At 73.0% G+C, this 19,089-nt stretch carries 15 protein-coding genes; 10 read left to right on the top strand and 5 right to left on the bottom strand.

What is annotated here, in order from left to right; genetic code table 11:
- Positions 1 to 424: 424 nt before the first annotated feature.
- The 4 genes from ACGFRG_RS12645 to ACGFRG_RS12630 form a co-directional block, all read right to left on the bottom strand.
- Entirely contained in the window at positions 425 to 2,686 is a 2,262-nt protein-coding gene (locus ACGFRG_RS12645; protein WP_393263489.1) for a heavy metal translocating P-type ATPase, read from the bottom strand.
- Positions 2,687 to 2,764: 78 nt separating this feature from the next.
- On the bottom strand, positions 2,765 to 3,076 hold the full coding sequence (locus ACGFRG_RS12640; protein WP_361429949.1) for a heavy-metal-associated domain-containing protein: 312 nt from the start codon (positions 3,074 to 3,076) through the stop codon (positions 2,765 to 2,767).
- 136 nt (positions 3,077 to 3,212) lie between these two features.
- Positions 3,213 to 3,416 carry an AlpA family transcriptional regulator gene (locus ACGFRG_RS12635; protein ID WP_188278175.1) on the bottom strand — a complete coding sequence of 68 codons (204 nt, stop codon included), beginning with the start codon at positions 3,414 to 3,416 and terminating at the stop codon, positions 3,213 to 3,215.
- Between the two features lie 311 nt (positions 3,417 to 3,727).
- A complete protein-coding gene (locus ACGFRG_RS12630; RefSeq protein WP_361429950.1) occupies positions 3,728 to 4,630 on the bottom strand; it encodes a sugar phosphate isomerase/epimerase in 903 nt (300 codons plus the stop codon).
- 131 nt (positions 4,631 to 4,761) lie between these two features.
- On the opposite strand from ACGFRG_RS12630, the gene iolC reads away from it, so the two are divergent.
- The 5 genes from iolC to mmsA are packed head-to-tail and all read left to right on the top strand — an operon-like array spanning position 4,762 to position 10,893.
- Positions 4,762 to 5,760, top strand: a complete 999-nt coding sequence (gene iolC / locus ACGFRG_RS12625; RefSeq protein ID WP_361429951.1) for a 5-dehydro-2-deoxygluconokinase — start codon at positions 4,762 to 4,764, stop codon at positions 5,758 to 5,760.
- The gene (locus tag ACGFRG_RS12620) at positions 5,697 to 6,650 is read left to right on the top strand and encodes a deoxyribose-phosphate aldolase (RefSeq protein WP_393263762.1); all 954 of its coding nucleotides are present in this window, start codon (positions 5,697 to 5,699) and stop codon (positions 6,648 to 6,650) included. Before iolC ends, ACGFRG_RS12620 begins: the two co-directional genes overlap by 64 nt.
- Before the next feature lie 16 nt (positions 6,651 to 6,666).
- Entirely contained in the window at positions 6,667 to 7,488 is an 822-nt protein-coding gene (iolB, locus tag ACGFRG_RS12615; protein WP_393263486.1) for a 5-deoxy-glucuronate isomerase, read from the top strand.
- Positions 7,485 to 9,365 (top strand): 3D-(3,5/4)-trihydroxycyclohexane-1,2-dione acylhydrolase (decyclizing), encoded by a 1,881-nt coding sequence (gene iolD, locus ACGFRG_RS12610; protein WP_393263484.1) that lies wholly within the window; start codon positions 7,485 to 7,487, stop codon positions 9,363 to 9,365. Before iolB ends, iolD begins: the two co-directional genes overlap by 4 nt.
- A 25-nt stretch (positions 9,366 to 9,390) precedes the next feature.
- Positions 9,391 to 10,893, top strand: coding sequence for a CoA-acylating methylmalonate-semialdehyde dehydrogenase (mmsA, locus tag ACGFRG_RS12605; protein ID WP_361429954.1), 1,503 nt, complete (start codon positions 9,391 to 9,393; stop codon positions 10,891 to 10,893).
- A 49-nt stretch (positions 10,894 to 10,942) separates the two neighbouring features.
- On the opposite strand, the gene ACGFRG_RS12600 is transcribed toward mmsA, so the two are convergent.
- Positions 10,943 to 11,692, bottom strand: coding sequence for a hypothetical protein (locus ACGFRG_RS12600; RefSeq protein ID WP_393263482.1), 750 nt, complete (start codon positions 11,690 to 11,692; stop codon positions 10,943 to 10,945).
- A gap of 95 nt (positions 11,693 to 11,787) precedes the next feature.
- On the opposite strand from ACGFRG_RS12600, the gene ACGFRG_RS12595 reads away from it, so the two are divergent.
- The 5 genes from ACGFRG_RS12595 (at position 11,788) to ACGFRG_RS12575 (ending at position 19,051) form a co-directional block, all read left to right on the top strand.
- A complete protein-coding gene (locus tag ACGFRG_RS12595; protein WP_393263480.1) occupies positions 11,788 to 12,675 on the top strand; it encodes a LysR family transcriptional regulator in 888 nt (295 codons plus the stop codon).
- Between the two features lie 430 nt (positions 12,676 to 13,105).
- A complete protein-coding gene (locus ACGFRG_RS12590; RefSeq protein WP_361429957.1) occupies positions 13,106 to 14,503 on the top strand; it encodes an APC family permease in 1,398 nt (465 codons plus the stop codon).
- 100 nt (positions 14,504 to 14,603) lie between these two features.
- Complete coding sequence (locus ACGFRG_RS12585; protein WP_393263478.1) at positions 14,604 to 15,395, top strand: maleylpyruvate isomerase family mycothiol-dependent enzyme; 792 nt, start codon at positions 14,604 to 14,606, stop codon at positions 15,393 to 15,395.
- A 135-nt stretch (positions 15,396 to 15,530) separates the two neighbouring features.
- Positions 15,531 to 18,167: an alpha/beta fold hydrolase gene (locus tag ACGFRG_RS12580; RefSeq protein ID WP_393263476.1), complete on the top strand. Its 2,637-nt coding sequence runs from the start codon at positions 15,531 to 15,533 to the stop codon at positions 18,165 to 18,167.
- Positions 18,164 to 19,051, top strand: a complete 888-nt coding sequence (locus tag ACGFRG_RS12575; protein WP_361429960.1) for an ABC transporter permease — start codon at positions 18,164 to 18,166, stop codon at positions 19,049 to 19,051. Before ACGFRG_RS12580 ends, ACGFRG_RS12575 begins: the two co-directional genes overlap by 4 nt.
- Positions 19,052 to 19,089: the final 38 nt, after the last annotated feature.

Below are 19,089 nucleotides of genomic sequence, written 5' to 3'. Positions count from 1 at the left end.
TCCCTGCTCGAGCGCAGTCGAGAGCTTGGGGGAGCGCGGAGGCCCGACGAAGGAGGGTCGAGCACGATCGGGCTCTCGACACAGGCTTTTGCGCCCCGGAGGCGAACCGAGCCCTGAAAAGTACAGAAGCGCCCCGCCCACCAATCCCCCCACGGGTTGGCGGGCGGGGCGCTTCCCTTTACCCGGTGCGGATTCCCCCCACGGGATCCGGCCGGGGGTCTGGCGGTCTGCCGGGGTACGTACGTAACGGGTGGGCCGCTCAAAGCTCCCCGTTGTACGTGCCCCGGCCAACGCGCTGCCTGGAACGTCCCCCAAGACATTCCATGGACGTCCCCCAAGACGTCCTCGGCATCGCCCACTTAGACTCCCGAACCGGCCCGATGGTTACCTCATAATCTCTGTGATCTAGCTCTCTTTGTGGAGATCAGGTGAAGGAGCGCAACCGTAGGCTGTTGGTTACCACGAACACCGACGAGAACGCCATAGCCGCACCGGCGATCATGGGGTTCAGCAGCCCCGCCGCGGCCAGCGGAACGGCCGCCACGTTGTAGCCGAAGGCCCAGAACAGGTTGCCCCGGATCGTGGCCAGGGTCCGCCGGGAGAGCCGTATCGCGTCGGCCGCGACCCTCAAGTCCCCCCGTACGAGGGTGAGGTCGCCCGCCTCGATCGCGGCGTCCGTGCCGGTGCCCATCGCGAGACCCAGATCGGCGGTGGCGAGCGCGGCCGCGTCGTTGACGCCGTCGCCGACCATCGCCACCGAACGGCCCTCGCCCTGAAGGCGTTTGACGAGCTCGACCTTCTCCTCGGGCAGCACCTCGGCGTACACGTCCTCGGCGGCGATCCCGACCCGGGCCGCCACCGACTGGGCCACCGCCCGGTTGTCGCCGGTCAGCAGGACGGGCCGCAGCCCGAGCCCGCGCAGCCGTACGACGGCTTCGGCGCTGGTCTCCTTCACCGCGTCGGCGACGGTCAGCACGCCCCGGGGCACCCCGTCCCAGCTCACCGTGACCGCCGTGCGCCCCTCGGCCTCGGCGGCCTCCTTGGCGGCCGCGAGTGCGGCGGGCAGCTCGACGCCCCGGCCCACGAAGACCGCGCGGCCCTCCACCACACCCTCCACACCGCGTCCGGGCAGCGCGCGGAAGGACTCCGGTGCGGGCAGCTCGCCGGTGCGTTCGGCGGCCGCGTCGGCGACGGCGCGGGCGATGGGGTGCTCGGAGGCGTGCTCCAGGGCCCCCGCGAGCCGCAGCACCTCCTTCTCGTCGGTGCCGTCGGCCGCGTACACGTCGTACAGCGTCATGCGGCCGGTGGTGACGGTGCCGGTCTTGTCGAGGACGATGGTGTCGACGCGGCGGGTGGTCTCCAGGACCTCCGGGCCCTTGATGAGGATGCCGAGCTGGGCTCCTCGTCCCGTGCCGACCATGAGGGCGGTGGGGGTGGCGAGGCCCAGGGCGCAGGGGCAGGCGATGATCAGGACCGCGACGGCCGCCGTGAAGGACGCGGTGATGTCGTCGGTGGCCAGCAGCCAGCCGACCAGCGTGCCGAGCGCGATGAGCAGGATGACGGGGACGAAGATCTCCGATATCCGGTCGGCCAGCCGCTGGACCTGGGCCTTGCCGTTCTGGGCGTCCTCGACGAGGCGGGCCATGGTGGCGAGCCGGGTGTCGGCGCCGACGCGGGTCGCCTCGACGACCAGGCGGCCGCCCGCGTTGACCGTGGCGCCGGTGACCGGGTCGCCCACGGCCACGTCGACCGGGACGGACTCGCCCGTCAGCATCGACGCGTCCACCGCGCCGAAGCCCTCGACGACCGTGCCGTCGGTCGCGACGGTCTCGCCGGGCCGCACGACGAAGCGGTCGCCGACGCGCAGCTCGCCCACCGGGACGCGCACTTCGGCGCCCGCGCGCAGGACGGCCACGTCCTTGGCGCCCAGTTCGAGCAGCGCCCGCAGGGCCGCTCCCGCCTTGCGCTTGGAGCGGGCCTCCAGATAGCGCCCGAGCAGGATGAAGGAGACGACCCCGGCGGCCACTTCGAGGTAGATGGTGGAGGCACCGCTCGTCCCGCTCGCGGTGAGCTCGAAGCCGTGGCGCATGCCGGGCATCCCGGCGTCCCCGAAGAACAGCGCCCACAGCGACCAGACGAAGGCGGCGAGGGTGCCGACGGAGACCAGGGTGTCCATCGAGGCCGCGCCGTGCCGGAGGTTGACGGCGGCGGCGCGGTGGAACGGCAGCCCGCCCCAGACCACGACCGGCGCGGCCAGCGTCAGGCTCAGCCACTGCCAGTTGTCGAACTGGAGGGATGGGACCATCGCGAGCAGGACCACGGGCGCGGCGAGCAGGGCCGAGACGATCAGGCGCCCGCGCAGCGCCGCGAGCTCGGGGTCGAGCCGCTCGGCCGGGCCGTCGGCGGCGGCGTCCGCGACCGGTTCGGGCTCCGGCGGCGGTGGCTCCTCGGCGGTGTAGCCGGTCTTCACGACGGTGGCGATGAGGTCCGCGACCTCGATCCCGGTCGCGTACGCGACCTTCGCCTTCTCGGTCGCGTAGTTGACCGTCGCCTCGACGCCCTCCATGCGGTTGAGCTTCTTCTCGATGCGGGCCGCGCACGAGGCGCAGGTCATCCCGCCGATGGTCAGCTCGACCAGCCGGGGCGCGGCGCTCGGGGGGCGGTCCACGGTGTTCACGTTGTCCACGTGAGGCTCCAGAAAAAGAGGCCGGGCCGTACGGAGCCGAATGCGTCGCTCGTACGGCCCGGACGGGGAAACCGTGACTCAGGCGAGGCCGACCAGCTCGTAGCCGGCCTCGTCGACCGCGGCCCGGACGGCCTCCTCGTCCAGCGGCGCGGCGGAGACGACGGTGACCTGGCCGGTCGCGGCGACGGCCGTGACCGAGCCGACGCCGGCGATCTCGGAGATCTCGCTCGACACCGCGCCCTCGCAGTGCCCGCAGGTCATGCCGGAGACCTGGTAGACGGTGGTGACGGAGCCGAGCTGGACGTCGGCCGGGCCGTCGCTGTGGCAGGAACCGGCGGGCGAGCAGCAGGAGCCGGTCGTGGCGACGGCGGCTTCGGTCTCGGCGGTCATGGGCTTCTCCTCTTCGGGGCGGTACGGGTCCATGGTGCACCAGAGGGCCACGGGGAAGCCGGGACGCCCTGACGATGAACCACGTTATACCCCTAGGGGGTATTAATCCAGTCCCCTCGGCGTATCCGTCCCACGGTCAGTCGTCCTTGCGGGTGCTCCGGTTCCCGGGGCGGCGCGCGACCCAGGTGCGGATGGTGTCCGCGTACCAGAAGGGTTTGCCGTTCTCGACCAGGTCGGGCGGGGGGAGCAGCCCGTGTTTGCGGTACGAGCGGACCGTGTCCGGCTGGACCCGGATGTGTGCGGCGATTTCCTTGTACGACCAGAGTCGTCGGTCGGTCATGGTGGGCACCTCCCTGCGTGCGCCGCAGCGGCGGTCCGGTGGCCGTCGGGGGAGCCGGGCGCGGGAACTTGACGATCACTCAGCCTGTGCCCGTTGAACGACAGAGAGTGAAGGCAGGGGTGTGGCTGTCGACTGTCTGTGACGCAAGACCCGCGTAATCGAGACATGTGTGACGTCGGGTGCACGGTTGTGACAGGGGTGGCATACGGGGTGAATGGGGGCGGGCGGGCGGAGCCGCCCGCGCCCTCACGGGGCGCGGGCGATCGGTGCGGCGTCGACGCCCGGCGTCGGGCCCCGCAGGAGTCGGCGGGTCAGGCCCCGCAGGAGCGCAGGAACGCGCGGGTGCGCTCGGCGATGGGCAGCGGGCGGTCCGGATCGCACGGGTACATGTCCTGCTCCACGATCGCGAAGAGGTCGACGTCGAGCGCTTCGGCCGCCGCGAGGACGGGTTCGAGCGCGGGCACCCCGTGCGGCGGCTCGCACATCACGCCCCGGGCCACGGCGGGCCCGAACGGCAGCCGCTCGGCGTGCACCTGGGCCAGGATCTCCGGGTCCACCTGCTTGAGGTGGAGATAGCCGATCCGCTCCCCGTACGTCTCGATCAGCTTGACGCTGTCCCCGCCGCAGTAGGCGTAGTGGCCGGTGTCCAGGCAGAGGCCGACGAGGTCCGGGTCGGTGGCGTCGAGCAGGCGCGCCACGTTCTCCTCGCTGTCGATGTGGGTGTCGGCGTGCGGGTGCACCACGATCCGCAGCCCGTAGCGCTCGCGCACCTCGCGGGCCAGGCGCTCGGTCTGGGTGGCGAGATCGCGCCACTGCGCGGCGGTGAGCGTGGAGCTCTCCAGGACCTCGCCGGTCTTGTCGTCGCGCCAGAACGCCGGGATGACGACGAGGTGTCCGGCGCCGGTGGCCCGGGTCAGCTCGGCCACGTCCGCGACGTGCTCCCAGGTCGTGTCCCACACCGAGGGGCCGTGGTGCAGCCCCGTGAAGACGGTCCCGGCCGAGACGCGCAGGCCCCGCCGCGCGGTCTCGTCGGCGAGGCGCGCCGGATCGGTGGGGAGATAGCCGTACGGTCCGAGCTCGATCCACGCGTACCCCGCGTGCGCGACCTCGTCGAGGAACCGGGACCAGGGGACCTGGCGCGGGTCGTCGGGAAACCAGACGCCCCAGGAGTCGGGGGCGGAGCCGATCCGGATGCGAGTCCTGTCCGTCGTCATGGCAGTCAGCCTTCCCGGGGCGCGAGAACGGTGTCAAGACTACGTCCGAATGTCAGGACAAAAGATTGACAGGGCCCGGCCGGGGCGGCTAGACCTGGGACCGGCCGGGGTCACCGATGAAGGGGGCGTGCATGGAGTCGGTTTCGTACGAGGGTCCGTACGACGTGATCACCATGGGCCGGATCGGGGTGGACCTCTATCCGCTCCAGACCGGTGTGCCGCTCTCGCGGGTCACGTCCTTCGGCAAGTTCGTCGGCGGCTCGCCCACCAACGTGGCGGTCGCGGCGGCCCGGCTCGGGCGGCGCACGGCCGTCATCACCCGCACCGGCGAGGACCCGTTCGGTGAGTATCTGCGGGCGGAACTGGGCGAGTTCGGGGTCGACGCCCGCTGGGTCACCCCCGTCCCGGGCCTGCCCACGCCCGTCACCTTCTGCGAGATCTTCCCGCCGGACGACTTCCCGCTCTACTTCTACCGGGAGCCGAAAGCGCCCGATCTGGAGCTGTACGAGGGGGAGTTGGACCTGGCCGCGATCCGTGCGGCGCGGATCTTCTGGGTGACCGGGACGGGGCTGAGCGTCGAGCCCAGCCGGTCCACCACCCTGGCGGCGCTCGCGGCCCGGGCGCGCGCGGGCACCACTGTCCTCGATCTCGACTGGCGGCCCACGTTTTGGAAAGACGCAGCCTGGAAAGACGCGGCCTTGAAGGAGACCGGCGGGGCCACCCGCTGGTACCGCGAGGCCCTGCGGCACGCCACCGTCGCCGTCGGGAACCTCGACGAGTGCGAAGTGGCCACCGGTGAGCGCGAGCCGTACGCCGCCGCGCGGGCGCTGCTCGCCGCCGGGGTGGAGCTCGCGGTGGTCAAGCAGGGGCCCAAGGGGGTCCTGGCGATGGGCCGGGACGGCCGGGCCGTCGAAGTGCCGCCCGTCGAGGTGGAGGTGGTCAACGGGCTCGGCGCCGGGGACGCGTTCGGCGGGGCGCTCTGCCACGGGCTGCTCGCCGGATGGGACACCGAACGGATCGCGCGGTACGCCAACGCCGCCGGCGCGATCGTCGCCTCCCGCCTCGCCTGCTCCTCCGCGATGCCGTTCCCGGCCGAGGTCGAGCGCGTACTGGCGGGGGGAGCGGCGTGAGCATTCGCGTCAGCCCCGGCGAACTCGCCCGGGTCCGCACCCGGCATCCGCAGGCCATCGCCGAGGCGGCCGAGCGGCGCGTGCGGCGCCCGCTGGTCCGGGGCGGCGGGCGGCTGCTGATCATCGCCGCCGACCACCCCGCCCGGGGCGCGCTCGGCGTCGGCGAGGACGCCTTCGCCATGGCGGATCGCCGTGTCCTGCTCGAACGGCTCTGCCTCGCGCTGTCCCGGCCCGGCGTCGACGGAGTGCTGGCCAGCGCCGACATCTTGGAGGACCTGCTGCTGCTCGGCGCCCTCGACGACAAGGTCGTCATCGGGTCCATGAACCGGGGCGGGCTCGCCGGGGCCGCGTTCGAACTGGACGACCGGTTCACCGGCCACCGCGCCCAGGACCTCGCCCGCCTCGGGTTCGACGCGGGCAAGCTGCTGCTGCGCGTCGACTACGACGACCCCGGCTCGCTCCGCACCCTGCACTCGGCCGCCCGCGCCATCGACGAGATGGCGGAGCGTCGGCTGCCGGTCTTCGTGGAGCCGTTCATCTGTCACCGGCGCGACGGGCGGGTGCACAACGATCTCAGTGCCGAGGCCGTCACGCGCTCGCTCGCCATCGCCTCGGGGCTGGCCGGGACCTCGGCGTACACCTGGCTGAAGGTCCCCGTCACCGAGGACCCGGACGACATGGCCAGGGTGATGGCGACCACGACACTCCCAGCCGTGCTGCTCGGCGGCGACGTCGGCGGGACGCCCGCCGAGCAGGAGGCGGCGTACGAGAAGTGGCGATCGGCGCTGCAACTGCCCACCGTGCAGGGGCTGGTGGCCGGGCGCACGCTGCTCTATCCGGCCGACGGGGACGTGGCGGGCGCGGTCGATACCGCGGCCGGGCTGCTGTAGGGGGTAGGGAGGACGCATGGACGAGCGCATGGACGAGCTGTTCGTACGGGCGGGCTCCACCGCCCGGGGGGCCTACGCCCTCGACATCGGGCCCGAGCGGGCCGGCTGGGACCACTCGGCGCTGCGCGTGCTGGAGCTGGCGCCCGGCGGCACGCACACGTTGACCACCGGCGACAGCGAGTGGATCGTGCTGCCGCTGAGCGGTGGATGTACGGTACAGACAGAAGGTCGGACCCTGGAACTGCTGGGCCGGGAGAGCGTGTTCGGCGGGGTCAGCGACTTCGCCTATCTCCCGCGTGACGCCCGAGCACAGATCGCCTCCGGCGCGGGAGGCCGCTTCGCCCTGGCAGGAGCGAGATGCGAGCGCCGACTCCCCGCTCGTCACGGCCCCGCGCCGGAGGTGCCCGTCGAACGGCGGGGTGCGGGCGTCAGCGCCCGCGAGGTGCGCAACTTCGCCGCCGCCGACGCCTTCGCGTGCGACCGGCTGATCGCCGTGGAGGTGATCACGCCCGGCGGCAACTGGTCCTCGTACCCGCCCCACAAGCACGACGAGCACATCCCGGGGCGGGAGTCGGTCCTTGAGGAGATCTACTACTTCGCGTTCGAGGACCCCAAGGGCTTCGGCTTCCAGCGGGTCTCGCCGTCGCGTCCCGGCGGCGCGGACGTGCTCGCCGAGGTGCGCGACGGCGACGCGGTGCTCGTCCCCGACGGCTGGCACGGCCCGTCGATCGCCGCGCCCGGCCGCCCCATGTACTACCTGAACGTCATGGCGGGCCCCGGCGCGGAGCGCGCGTGGCGGATCAGCTTCCACCCCGACCACGCGGAGGGTTACCGATGAGCGCGACGACCAGGCGGCTCACCACCGCGCAGGCGCTGCTCGCCTTCCTCTCCCGGCAGTACACCGCCCGGGACGGCGTCGAGCAGCGTCTGATCACCGCGACCTGGGGCATCTTCGGCCACGGCAACGTCGCCGGGATCGGCCAGGCGCTCCTGGAGCCCGGCAGCGACATGCCGTACCACCAGGGCCGCAACGAACAGGCCATGGTGCACGCGGCGGTGGGCTACGCCCGCCAGTCCGGGCGGCTCTCCGCGCACGCGGTGACCACCTCGATCGGCCCGGGCGCCACCAACCTGGTCACCGGCGCGGCGCTGGCCACCGTCAACCATCTGCCGGTCCTGCTGCTGCCCGGTGACGTCTTCGCCTCGCGGCCCGCCGACCCGGTCCTCCAGCAGCTCGAAGTCCCGTACGCGGGCGATGTGTCGGTGAACGACTGCCTGCGCCCCGTCTCGCGCTACTTCGACCGGATCACCCGGCCCGAGGCGCTGATCCCGGCCGCGCTCGCCGCGATGAGCGTGCTCGCCGACCCGGCCAGGACCGGCGCGGTGACCCTGGCGCTGCCGCAGGACGTGCAGGCCGAGGCGTGCGACTGGCCCGAGGAGTTCTTCCGGCGGCGGGTGTGGCGGGTGCGGGCGACGCCGCCGGACTCGGACGAGCTGAACGAGGCGGTCCACCTGCTGCGCGGCGCCCGGCGCCCGCTGATCGTGGCGGGCGGCGGCGTCCACCACAGCGGGGCCGAGGAGGCCCTGCGGCACTTCGCCGAGCGGACCGGCATCCCGGTCGCCTCCACCCAGGCGGGCAAGGGCTCGCTCCCCTTCGACCACCCCTGTGACGTGGGCGGCATCGGCCACACCGGCACGGCCACCGCCGACGAACTGGCCCGCACCGCCGACGTGGTGCTCGGCGTCGGCACCCGCTGGACCGACTTCACCACCGCGTCCTCGACCCTCTTCCAGAACCCGGACGTCCGCTTCGCGAGCCTGAACGTCAACGGCGCCGACGCGCACAAGATGGGCGGGCTGCAAGTCGTCGGCGACGCCCGGGCGGGGCTCCAGGCGCTGGCCGGGGCGCTGCGCGAACACCGCGTCGAGCCGTCGTACGAGAGCGGGTACGCGGAGCTGAAGGCCGCGTGGGAGCGGCGGGTGACGGTCGCGTACACCCCCGACAGCGAGGACGCCCGGCCCACCCAGGCCCAAGTCCTGGGCCTGCTCGACACGTTGGTCACCGGGGACGACATCCTGATCAACGCGGCGGGCTCGCTCCCCGGCGATCTGCACAAGCTGTGGCGGACCCGCTCGCGCGACCAGTACCACGTCGAGTACGGCTACTCCTGTATGGGATACGAGATCCCGGCGGCGATCGGGGTCGCCCTGGCCGCGCCCGGGCGGCCGGTGTGGGCGCTGGTCGGCGACGGCACGTATCTGATGAATCCGACCGAGATCGTCACGGCGGTGCAGGAGAACATCCCGCTCAAGGTGGTGATCCTGCAGAACCACGGGTATGCCTCGATCGGCGGGCTCTCCGAGGCGGTGGGCGGCGAGCGGTACGGCACGGCGTACCGCTTCCGGGCGCCGGACGGCAGCTGTACGGGGGAGCCGCTGCCGGTGGACCTGGCGGCGAACGCGGCCTCGCTCGGGATGGCCGTGCTGCGCCCCAAGACCATCCGTGACCTGCGCGAAGCCCTCGCTCTCGCGCGTGCGGCGGACCGTCCCACATGTGTCTACGTGGAGACCGAAACGGCAGACACTGTGTCGGGCCCGCCCCCGGCGCAGGCGTGGTGGGATGTTCCTGTGGCCGAGACCGCGACGCGTCCGTCGGCGGTCGAGGCGCGTGAGGAGTACGACCGGCAGGTCGCAGCCCGACGCCGCCATCTGTGAAGCATCGCCGAAGGAGTTTTCCGTCATGACGAAGACCGTCAACCACTGGATCGGTGGCAAGGCCGTCGAGGGCGCGTCCGGTACGTACGGTCCGGTGACGGACCCCGCGACCGGCGCCGTCACGACGCAGGTCGCCTTCGCGAGCGTCGACGAGGTGGACGCGGCGGTCGCGGCCGCCCGGGAGGCGTACGCGACCTGGGGCCAGTCCTCGCTCGCCCAGCGCACCACCGTGCTGTTCGCGTTCCGCGCGCTGCTCGACGCCAACCGGGACGCCATCGCCGAGCTGATCACCGCCGAGCACGGCAAGGTCCACTCGGACGCGCTCGGCGAGGTCGCGCGCGGCCTGGAGATCGTGGACCTGGCCTGCGGGATCACCACCCAGCTCAAGGGCGAGCTCTCCACCCAGGTGTCACAGCGCGTGGACGTCTCCTCGATCCGCCAGCCGCTCGGCGTGGTCGCGGGCATCACACCCTTCAACTTCCCGGCCATGGTGCCGATGTGGATGTTCCCGATCGCCATCGCCTGCGGCAACACCTTCGTACTGAAGCCGTCGGAGAAGGACCCGTCGGCCTCGATGAAGATCGCGGAGCTGCTGAGCGAGGCGGGGCTGCCCGACGGCGTCTTCAACGTCGTCCACGGCGACAAGGTCGCGGTCGACGCGCTGCTCGCCCACCCGGACGTGGCCGCCGTCTCCTTCGTCGGCTCCACGCCGATCGCCCGCTACATCCACGCCACGGCCTCCGCGAACGGCAAGCGCGTCCAGGCCCTGGGCGGCGCCAAGAACCACATGCTGGTCCTGCCGGACGCGGACCTGGACGCGGCCGCCGACGCCGCCGTCTCCGCCGCGTACGGCTCGGCGGGCGAGCGCTGCATGGCGATCTCGGCCGTGGTGGCCGTGGGCGCCATCGGCGACGAGCTGGTCGCCAAGATCAAGGAGCGGGCCGAGAAGATCAAGATCGGCCCGGGCGACGACCCCACGTCCGAGATGGGCCCGCTGATCACCGCCGCCCACCGCGACAAGGTCGCCTCCTATGTGACGGGCGCGGCCGCCCAGGGCAGCGAGGTCGTCCTGGACGGCACCGGCCACACCGTCGAGGGCTTCGAGAACGGCCACTGGATCGGCCTCTCGCTGCTCGACAAGGTGCCGACCTCGGCGGACGCCTACCGGGACGAGATCTTCGGGCCGGTGCTGTGCGTGCTGCGCGTGGCGTCGTACGACGAGGGCCTGGCCCTCATCAACGCCTCCCCGTTCGGCAACGGCACCGCGATCTTCACCCGGGACGGCGGCGCCGCCCGCCGCTTCCAGCTGGAGGTCGAGGCCGGCATGGTCGGCGTCAACGTGCCGATCCCGGTGCCGGTGGGCTACCACTCCTTCGGTGGCTGGAAGGACTCGCTCTTCGGCGACCACCACATCTACGGCAACGACGGCACGCACTTCTACACCCGCGGCAAGGTCGTCACCACCCGCTGGCCGGACCCGGCCGACGCCCCGGCCGGCGTCGACCTGGGCTTCCCCCGCAACCACTGACCCGGCATCCCCCGCCGGCACCGACCACGGCTCGGCCGCCCCCCCCGGCTCAGCCCTTCGAAGCGGCCCGTACGGTCTCCCCCGCCGTGCGGGCCGCCGCCGTCGCCACGGCCGCCGCCGCGAGTCCCCGGACGATCGGGTGCGGGCGCGTGCCGTCGCCGGACAGCTCCGGCTGGAAGAGCGTGGCCAGGAAGAACGGGTGGCCGGGCAGCTCGGCGACGCGGACCTCGCCCGCGGAGTCGGTGCCGGTGAAGCGCAGACCGTGGGCGCGCAGGGTGTCCAGGTGGCGCGGGTTGGGGCCGAACATGCAGTGGTAGCGCTCCACCGACCGCTCGGCGCCGAGCAGTTGCTCGGCCAGTGAGCCCGGGCTGAGCTCGACCGTGCCCTCGTGGCCGACCAGCGAGCAGGCCAGCGGCACGATCAGCGCGTCCTCGACGGGGGCGTCGGGGTCGTTCTCGGCGTGCGCGATGTCGTCGAGCCCGCACACGTCCCGGGCGAACTCCAGCAGCGCGTGCTGGAAGCCGCCGCAGGTGCCGAGGAACGGGATGCCCTGCTCGCGGGCGGTGCGCACGGCTGCCAGCACACCCGCCTCGCTGCGGTACGGGCTGCCCGGCAGCACCCAGATCGCGTCGAACCCCTCGACGCCGTCCTCGGCCTGATCGGTGGGGATCCAGTACGCGTCGAGGTCGAGCCCGTCGCGCTCGCGCAGGGCGTCGAGCAGCAGCGGAATGCGGGTGTGCGAGCGGACGTTGGGGGAGCGGTCGCCGACCAGGGCGATCCGTGCGGTGTGGTTCGTCATGGATCCATCGTGGGCGGCGGCCCCGCATCGCGTCCAACGATGATCAATGCATCGAGGATCAGTGATGCTGATGCACGTGGGTTTTACTGATGCCCATGGATCCCCATCTCCTGCGCACCTTCGTGGCCGTCGTCGAGCACCGCTCCTTCTCCGTCGCCGCGCAGCGCCTCGGCTATACGCAGTCGGCCGTCTCGCAGCACATCGCGGCGCTGGAGGCCGACCTCGGCGCCCGGCTGGTGGAGCGCAGGCCGGTCGGGCCGACCGAGGCGGGCGAGCGGCTGATGGAGCACGCCCGGCCACTGCTGCTGCGCCTGGACGCGGCCCGCGCGGACATCGCCCGGCTGCGCGGGGTGCGTGCCGAGCGCCTGGCGCTCGTCTGCACCCCGGCCGCCCTCACGCCCGCGCTCGCCGCCGCCCTGGCCGGGGTGCGCCGGGACGCCCCGGGGCTCGCGGCCGAGGTGCGGGTGCTCGGCCGGGACGCGGCGGTACGGGCCGTGGTGACCGGGGAGGCCGATCTGGGCCTGGTGGACGGGGCCGCGGCCCCCAACGACCCGCTGCCGCTGCCGGACGCGGGCCCGATGGTCACGGTGGCCGTGGCTCAGACCCCGCTCGCGGTGCTGTTCCCGGCCGGGCACCCGCTGGCGCGCCGCGCCTCGCTGCGCCTCGCGGACCTGGCCGACGCGCACTGGGTCGACGCGCCGGACGCGGCGGTCTCCCTGGCCCAGCTGCGCGCCGCCGCGCACGCCGACGGCTTCCGGCCCCGACTGGCGTACGGGGGAGGCGACTTGAGGGGGCTTGCCGAACTGGTCGCGGCCGGACACGGGCTCGCCGCGACGGGGCTCGCGGCGGCCGAGGGCCTGGCGGGCACGGCCGCGGTCCGCGTCGCGGTGCCCCGCCTGGTGCACCGCACGGAGGCCCTGCACCCGCGCACCCCGTCGGCGCCGGTACGGGCGCTGGTCGCGGCGCTGGGGGTGGGCGGGTGACGGGAGGCGGGTGGCGGGTGGCGGTGGCCGGGGGCGCACCGGCCGGGGGCCGGGCCGGGCGCCCATCCGGGAGCGGGCTCGGGCGCCCGTCCGTGACCCCGGGTAACCGCAAGTGCCGTCTCGGTCGTCGGCGTCGTTCCGGCATGCGGAACAGGGCGAAAAATTTCCGCGCGCGGGCTGCGGTTCCCGTACTGCCCGACAGGGCGTTTTTATTGCGCTCTTAATGCCGGATCAGTTCCGCAAGGGCTGTGGAGCGACGGATTCCGTAGGTGAACAGCTATTGACCTGCGGATCGCGTGGAGATTGAAATGTCGCCCCAAGGGAGCGACACACCACTCACCACCGGGGCCGGACGGGCCCCGGAGCACCACCCGGAGGTCGATAGCGCTCCCCGCTCACACCCCGCACCTTGCCGATCGGATGCGCATCGATGACCGAAACGCTCAGCCCGCCCCACGTCCTCTCCCCGGCGACGGGCGAAGCCCCCAAGAAGCTCAAGCGTTCCATCGGCGTCGTGGGCGGCACCCTGCTCACGCTGTCCTGCGTGACGCCCGCCTCCACCCTCTTCGTGGTCGTCCCCGATCTTTTCGCGGGCCTGGGCACCTACACCGCGCTCACCATCGCCATCGGCTCGCTGCTCTGTATCGGCGTCGCGTTCTGCTACTCGGAGCTGGGCACGCTCATCCCCAGCGCGGGCGGCGAGTACGCGATGGTCTCGACGCTCGCGGGTCGCCTCGCGGGCTGGCTGGTGTTCGTCCTGTCGCTGCTCGTGGTGATGATCGTCCCTCCGGTCATCGCGATGGGCACGGCCGACTATCTGGCCCCCCTCGTCCACATCCCGGCCCCGGTCGCGGGCGGCGGCGTGATGCTGCTCGCCACCCTCGCCGGACTGCTCGACCTGCGGGCCAACGCCTGGATCACCGGCATCTTCCTGGTGCTCGAAGTCGTCGCCGCGGCCGTGGTCGCCGTCCTCGGCTTCTCGCACAGCCACCGGGGCGCCTCCTCGCTGGTGCACGGCACGGTGGCCGCTGACGGCGGTACGCACTCCCCGGTCACCGCGATGATGGTCGTCTCGGGCCTGGCCATCGCCCTCTTCGTCACCCAGGGCTTCTCGACGGCCGTCTACCTCTCCGAGGAGCTGGAGCACCCGCGCCGCAACGTCGCGCGGACCGTGCTCGCCACCCTCGCCATCTCCACCGCCGTCATCCTCGTCCCGGTCATCGCCATCACCGTCGGCGCCCCCGACCTCGCCGCCCTCACCTCCGGCGACATCGGCGCGATGGTCACCGCCTGGTCCAACTCGGCCGTGGGCACCTTCGTCAGCCTCTGCGTCGCCCTCGCCATCGTCAACGCGGGCATCGTGATGGTCATCCAGAACTCCCGCGTCCTGTTCGCCTCGGCCCGCGACAAGGCCTGGCCCGAGCCGGTCAACCGCGCGCTCTCGCGGCTCGGCCGGTTCGGCTCCCCGTGGGTCGCCACCCTCCTTGTCGGCGTCCCGGGCGCGGCCCTGTGCTTCGTCAACCTCGACACCCTGTACGGCGTCACGGGCGTCTCGGTCACCGGGATGTACTTGCTGGTCGCGGTCGCGGCACTGCTCAGCCGCCGGGGCGCGCACCGCGAGGTCCCGGCCTGGCGGATGCCGCTGTGGCCCGCGGTGCCGGTGCTGCTGATCGCCGTCCTCGCGTACATCCTCACCCAGCAGGAGACGACGTATCTGCTGTGGACCGGCGGCATCACGGCCGTCGCCACCCTCTACTGGGCCTTCTATCTGCGGCCGCGCCGCGAGACGCGCTGGCTGGTGAGCGTCCCGGAGGACGAGCAGGTCTGAGGCGGGTTCGCGGCCAAGGCCGCCGGGACCGGGCACTCTGTCCGGTTCCGGCCGCTCGATCGAGGGACGTAATGGGCGGACCGCACCTAGGGTTTGAGGCATGACTGCCGCGGATTCCCCTCTGGGCCACGACTTCTACTGTTCCGAAATCCTCCGCCAGACAGACGAGCTGAGGTCCCACCTCACGGGTGCGGACCTCTCCGTCACCGTACCGACCTGCCCCGACTGGACGTTGCGCGAGCTCGCCGTCCATGTGAGCGGGGCGCACCGCTGGGTCGCCGAGATCGTACGGTCCAAGGCCACCAGCGCCCCCGAGCGGCTCGCGCTCGACTCCAAGGGCCCCGACGGCGACGAACCGGACGCGCTGGACGCCTGGTTGGCGCAGGGCGCCGAGCTCTGCGCCGACGCGCTGCGGGACGCCGGTCCCGACCAGGCCGCGTGGACCTGGGCGGGCGAGGCGACCGCCGGGTTCTGGGCGCGCCGGATGACCCATGAGACGGTGGTCCACCGCGCGGATGCCGCGTTCACCGTCGGCGCCGAGTACCGGCTCGCGCCCGAGGTGGCGGTCGACACCATCGACGAGTGGCTGGAGATCGTCAGCTTCATCCAGGCCGCCGAGCTCGCCCCGCAGGCCGCCGAGCTGCGCGGCCCCGGCCGCAGCATCCACCTTCACGCCACCGACGTGCCCGACGCGGAGTGGCTGATCGAGCTCGGCGAAAAGGGGCTGAGCTGGCGCCGGGGCCACGAGAAGGCGACGGTCGCGCTGCGCGGCCCGCTGACCGACGTCATGAACGTCTTCTACCGCCGGCTGCCCGCCGACAGCCCCAAGGTCGAGGTGCTGGGCGACGCCGGGCTGCTCGACTTCTGGCTCCAGCGGGCGTCGTTCGGCTGAGCCGCGGCCCGCGCGCCCGTACGGCCGCCTACTCCCGCTGCGGTACGGGAGAGCGCGGCCGTACGCCGTGAGTACCGCCGCCACCTCCACCTGGCGGCAGGCTCGGTTGTCGGAGGCGGCACTTACGGTGGAGGCATGGAATTGCGCAGACCTCGTCTTCGCCGACCTCGTGGACGGGCGGCGGCCGCCGCGGCCGCCGCTCTGGCCGTGCTGGCCGGGGCCGGAATCTGGACGGCCACCGGCGCGAGCGGCACGCCGGCGGTGCACCAGGAGGACCGGGTCCTCCAGATGCCCGGCGCGAAGATCGACACGTCCTTCTTCACGGCGGGCGGCGCGGGCAAGAAGCGCCCCGCCGTGCTGCTCGGACACGGCTTCGGCGGCAACAAGGACGACGTGCGCCCACAGGCGCAGAAGCTCGCGCGCGAGGGCTTCGCGGTGCTGACCTGGTCCGCGCGCGGCTTCGGCGACTCCACGGGCGACATCGGCCTCAACGACCCGGCGTACGAGGTCAAGGACGTCTCGCGGCTGATCGACTGGCTGGCCCAGCGGCGCGAGGTGGAGCTGGACGCGCCGGGCGACCCGCGCGTGGGCGTCACCGGTGCCTCCTACGGCGGCGCGATCTCGCTGCTGGCGGCGGGCTACGACAAGCGGGTCGACGCGATCGCCCCCCAGATCACCTACTGGAACCTGGCCGACGCGCTCTTCCCGGACGGCGTCTTCAAGAAGCTGTGGGCCGGGATCTTCTTCTCCACCGGCGGCGGCTGCAAGACCTTCGAGAAACAGCTCTGCGAGATGTACGAGAGGGTCGCGGTCAGCGGCACGCCGGACGCGCAGGCGCGCGACCTGCTCGCGGCCCGCTCCCCGTCCGCCGTCGGCGACCGCATCAAGGTGCCGACGCTGCTGGTGCAGGGCCAGACCGACTCGCTCTTCCCGCTCGGCCAGGCGGACGCGGCGGCCCGGAGGATCCGCGCCAACGGGGCGCCGGTCGCGGTCGACTGGATCGCGGGCGGACACGACGGCGGCGACCGCGAGTCGGGCCGCGTCGACGCCCGTATCGCCTCCTGGTTCGACCGCTATCTCAAGGGCGACAAGGGCGCCGACACCGGCCCCGCCTTCCGGGTCACCAGGACCGGCGGCATCAGCTCCACCGACGGCGCCGCCCAGCTGCGCGGCGCGACCAGCGGCAGCTACCCGGGCCTGGCGAGCGGCACCCGCGCGGTGGCGCTCAGCGGCCGCGAGCAGACCTTCGAGAACCCGGCGGGCGCGGCCCCGCCCGCCATCTCCGCCGTGCCCGGCGTCGGCGGCGGCCTCGCGGGCCTGTCCTCGCTGGGCGTCGGCGGCCTGAACATCGACTTCCCCGGGCAGTACGCGGCCTTCGACTCGCCGAAGCTGAAGCCCGGCATCCGTATCACCGGCTCGCCCACGGTCAAGCTGAAGGTCAAGTCGAGCGGCGACGACGCGGTGCTCTTCGGCAAGGTGTACGACGTGGGGCCGGACGGCAAGCGGCAGGTGCTGCCCGCCCAGCTGGTCGCGCCCGTCCGGGTGGACGGCGCCAAGGAGGGCCGGACGGTCGAGCTGACCCTGCCCGCCGTCGACCACAACGTGGAGGCGGGCCACCGGCTGCGCCTGGTGGTCGCCGCGACCGACCTCGGCTACGCCTCGCCGACGGCGCCGGGGACGTACACCGTCTCGCTCGCCGACTCCACCCTGACCGTGCCGACCGCGCCCGGTGTGAAGACCGACCCGGCCGGGGTGCCCTGGTGGTCCTGGGGGCTTCCGCTGGCGGGCGCGGTGATCGCGCTCGGCCTGCTGGTCACCCGGCGCACCACGGCTGGGGCCCCCGATCCGGAGCTGGCCGAAGTCCCGCTCCAGATCACCGGCCTGACCAAGAAGTACAGCAGGTCGAGCGACCGTTACGCGGTCCGCGACCTCTCCTTCCGGGTCGAGCAGGGCCAGGTCCTGGGCCTGCTCGGGCCGAACGGCGCGGGCAAGACCACCACCTTGCGGATGCTGATGGGACTGATCCGCCCCGACGGCGGCGAGATCCGGGTCTTCGGCCACGCGATCCGCCCGGGCGCCCCGGTGCTTTCCCGGGTCGGGGCCTTCGTGGAGGGCGCGGGCTTCCTGCCGCATCTGTCGGGCCGCGCCAACCTGGAGCTGTACTGGCAGGCCACCGGCCGCCCCGCCGAGGACTCGCGCATGGACGAGGCCCTGGAGATCGCGGGCCTGGGCGACGCGCTCCAGCGGGCGGTGCGCACGTACTCGCAGGGCATGCGCCAGCGCCTGGCCATCGCCCAGGCCATGCTCGGCATGCCGGACCTGCTGATACTGGACGAGCCGACCAACGGCCTGGACCCGCCGCAGATCCGCGAGATGCGGGACGTGATGATCCGTTACGCGCGGGGCGGCCGCACGGTCATCGTCTCCAGCCACCTCCTGTCGGAGGTCGAGCAGTCCTGCACGCATCTGGTCGTCATGGACCGCGGCCGCCTCGTCCAGGCGGGCCCGGTCGCCGAGATCACCGGCGAGAGCGACACGCTGCTCGTGACGGTGGCCGGCCCGGTGGCGGACGTGCTGGCCGACAAGGTGGCCGCGCTGCCCGGCATCGGCGCGGCGACCCGCACCGACGAGGGCATGCTGGTCCGCCTGGCGGGCGCGACCCCGACCGAACTGATCACCGAACTGATCCGCCTGGACGTGCCGTTGACGGGCGTGGGCCCGCACCGCCGCCTGGAGGACGCGTTCCTGACCCTGATCGGAGGATCGGGATGACGACGCCGACGCACACGGGGACACCGTCCGGGGCGGACCTGCGGGCGACGGCGCCCGGCTACCGGCCCGGCCGCACCCTGCCGCTGCGGGTGGAGGCGGCGCGCCAGCTCAGGCGCCGGCGCACCATGGTGATGGGCGGCCTCCTCGCCGCCCTGCCCTTCATCCTGGTCACCGCCTTCGCGATCGGCGGCACCCCGTCCGGCCGCGACGGCCGGATCACCCTGATCGACACGGCGACGGCGTCCGGCGCGAACTTCGCGGCGACCGCCCTGTTCGTCTCGGCGGGCTTCCTGCTGGTGGTGCCCGTCGCCCTGTTCTGCGGCGACACGGTCGCCTCGGAGGCCAGCTGGTCCTCGCTGCGCTATCTGCTGGCCGCGCCCGTGCCCCGGGCCCGGCTGCTGTGGAGCAAGCTGGCGGTGGCGCTCGGCCTGAGCGCGGCGGCGATCGTGCTGCTGCCGCTGGTGGCGCTCGCGGTCGGCACGGCGGCGTACGGCTGGGGCCCGCTGGAGATCCCCACCGGCGGCTCCCTCGGGGCGGGGCAGGCGATACCGCGCCTGGCCATCGCGGTGGCGTTCGTCTTCGTCTCCCAACTGGTCACCGCCGGTCTCGCGTTCTGGCTGTCGACCAGGACGGACGCGCCGCTGGGCGCGGTGGGCGGTGCGGTGGGCCTGACGATCGTGGGCAATGTGCTGGACGCGATCACCGCGCTGGGCAGCTGGCGCAAGGCCCTGCCCGCGCACTGGCAGTTCGCCTGGGCGGACGCGCTCCAGCCGCATCTGGAGTGGAGCGGCATGGCCCAGGGCGCGGGGGTGTCGGTGGGGTACGCGCTGGTGCTCGTCGCCCTGGCGTTCCGGGGCTTCGAGAAGAAGGACATCGTCTCGTAGCGAGTTCGCCGTATGTCAAATGACATACGGCGAACATC

This window comes from Streptomyces sp. NPDC048696, assembly GCF_043198895.1.
Lineage (GTDB): Bacteria > Actinomycetota > Actinomycetes > Streptomycetales > Streptomycetaceae > Streptomyces.
The sequence above is the reverse complement of the archived record's forward strand: the minus strand, read 5'-3'. Positions and strand labels throughout refer to the sequence as shown.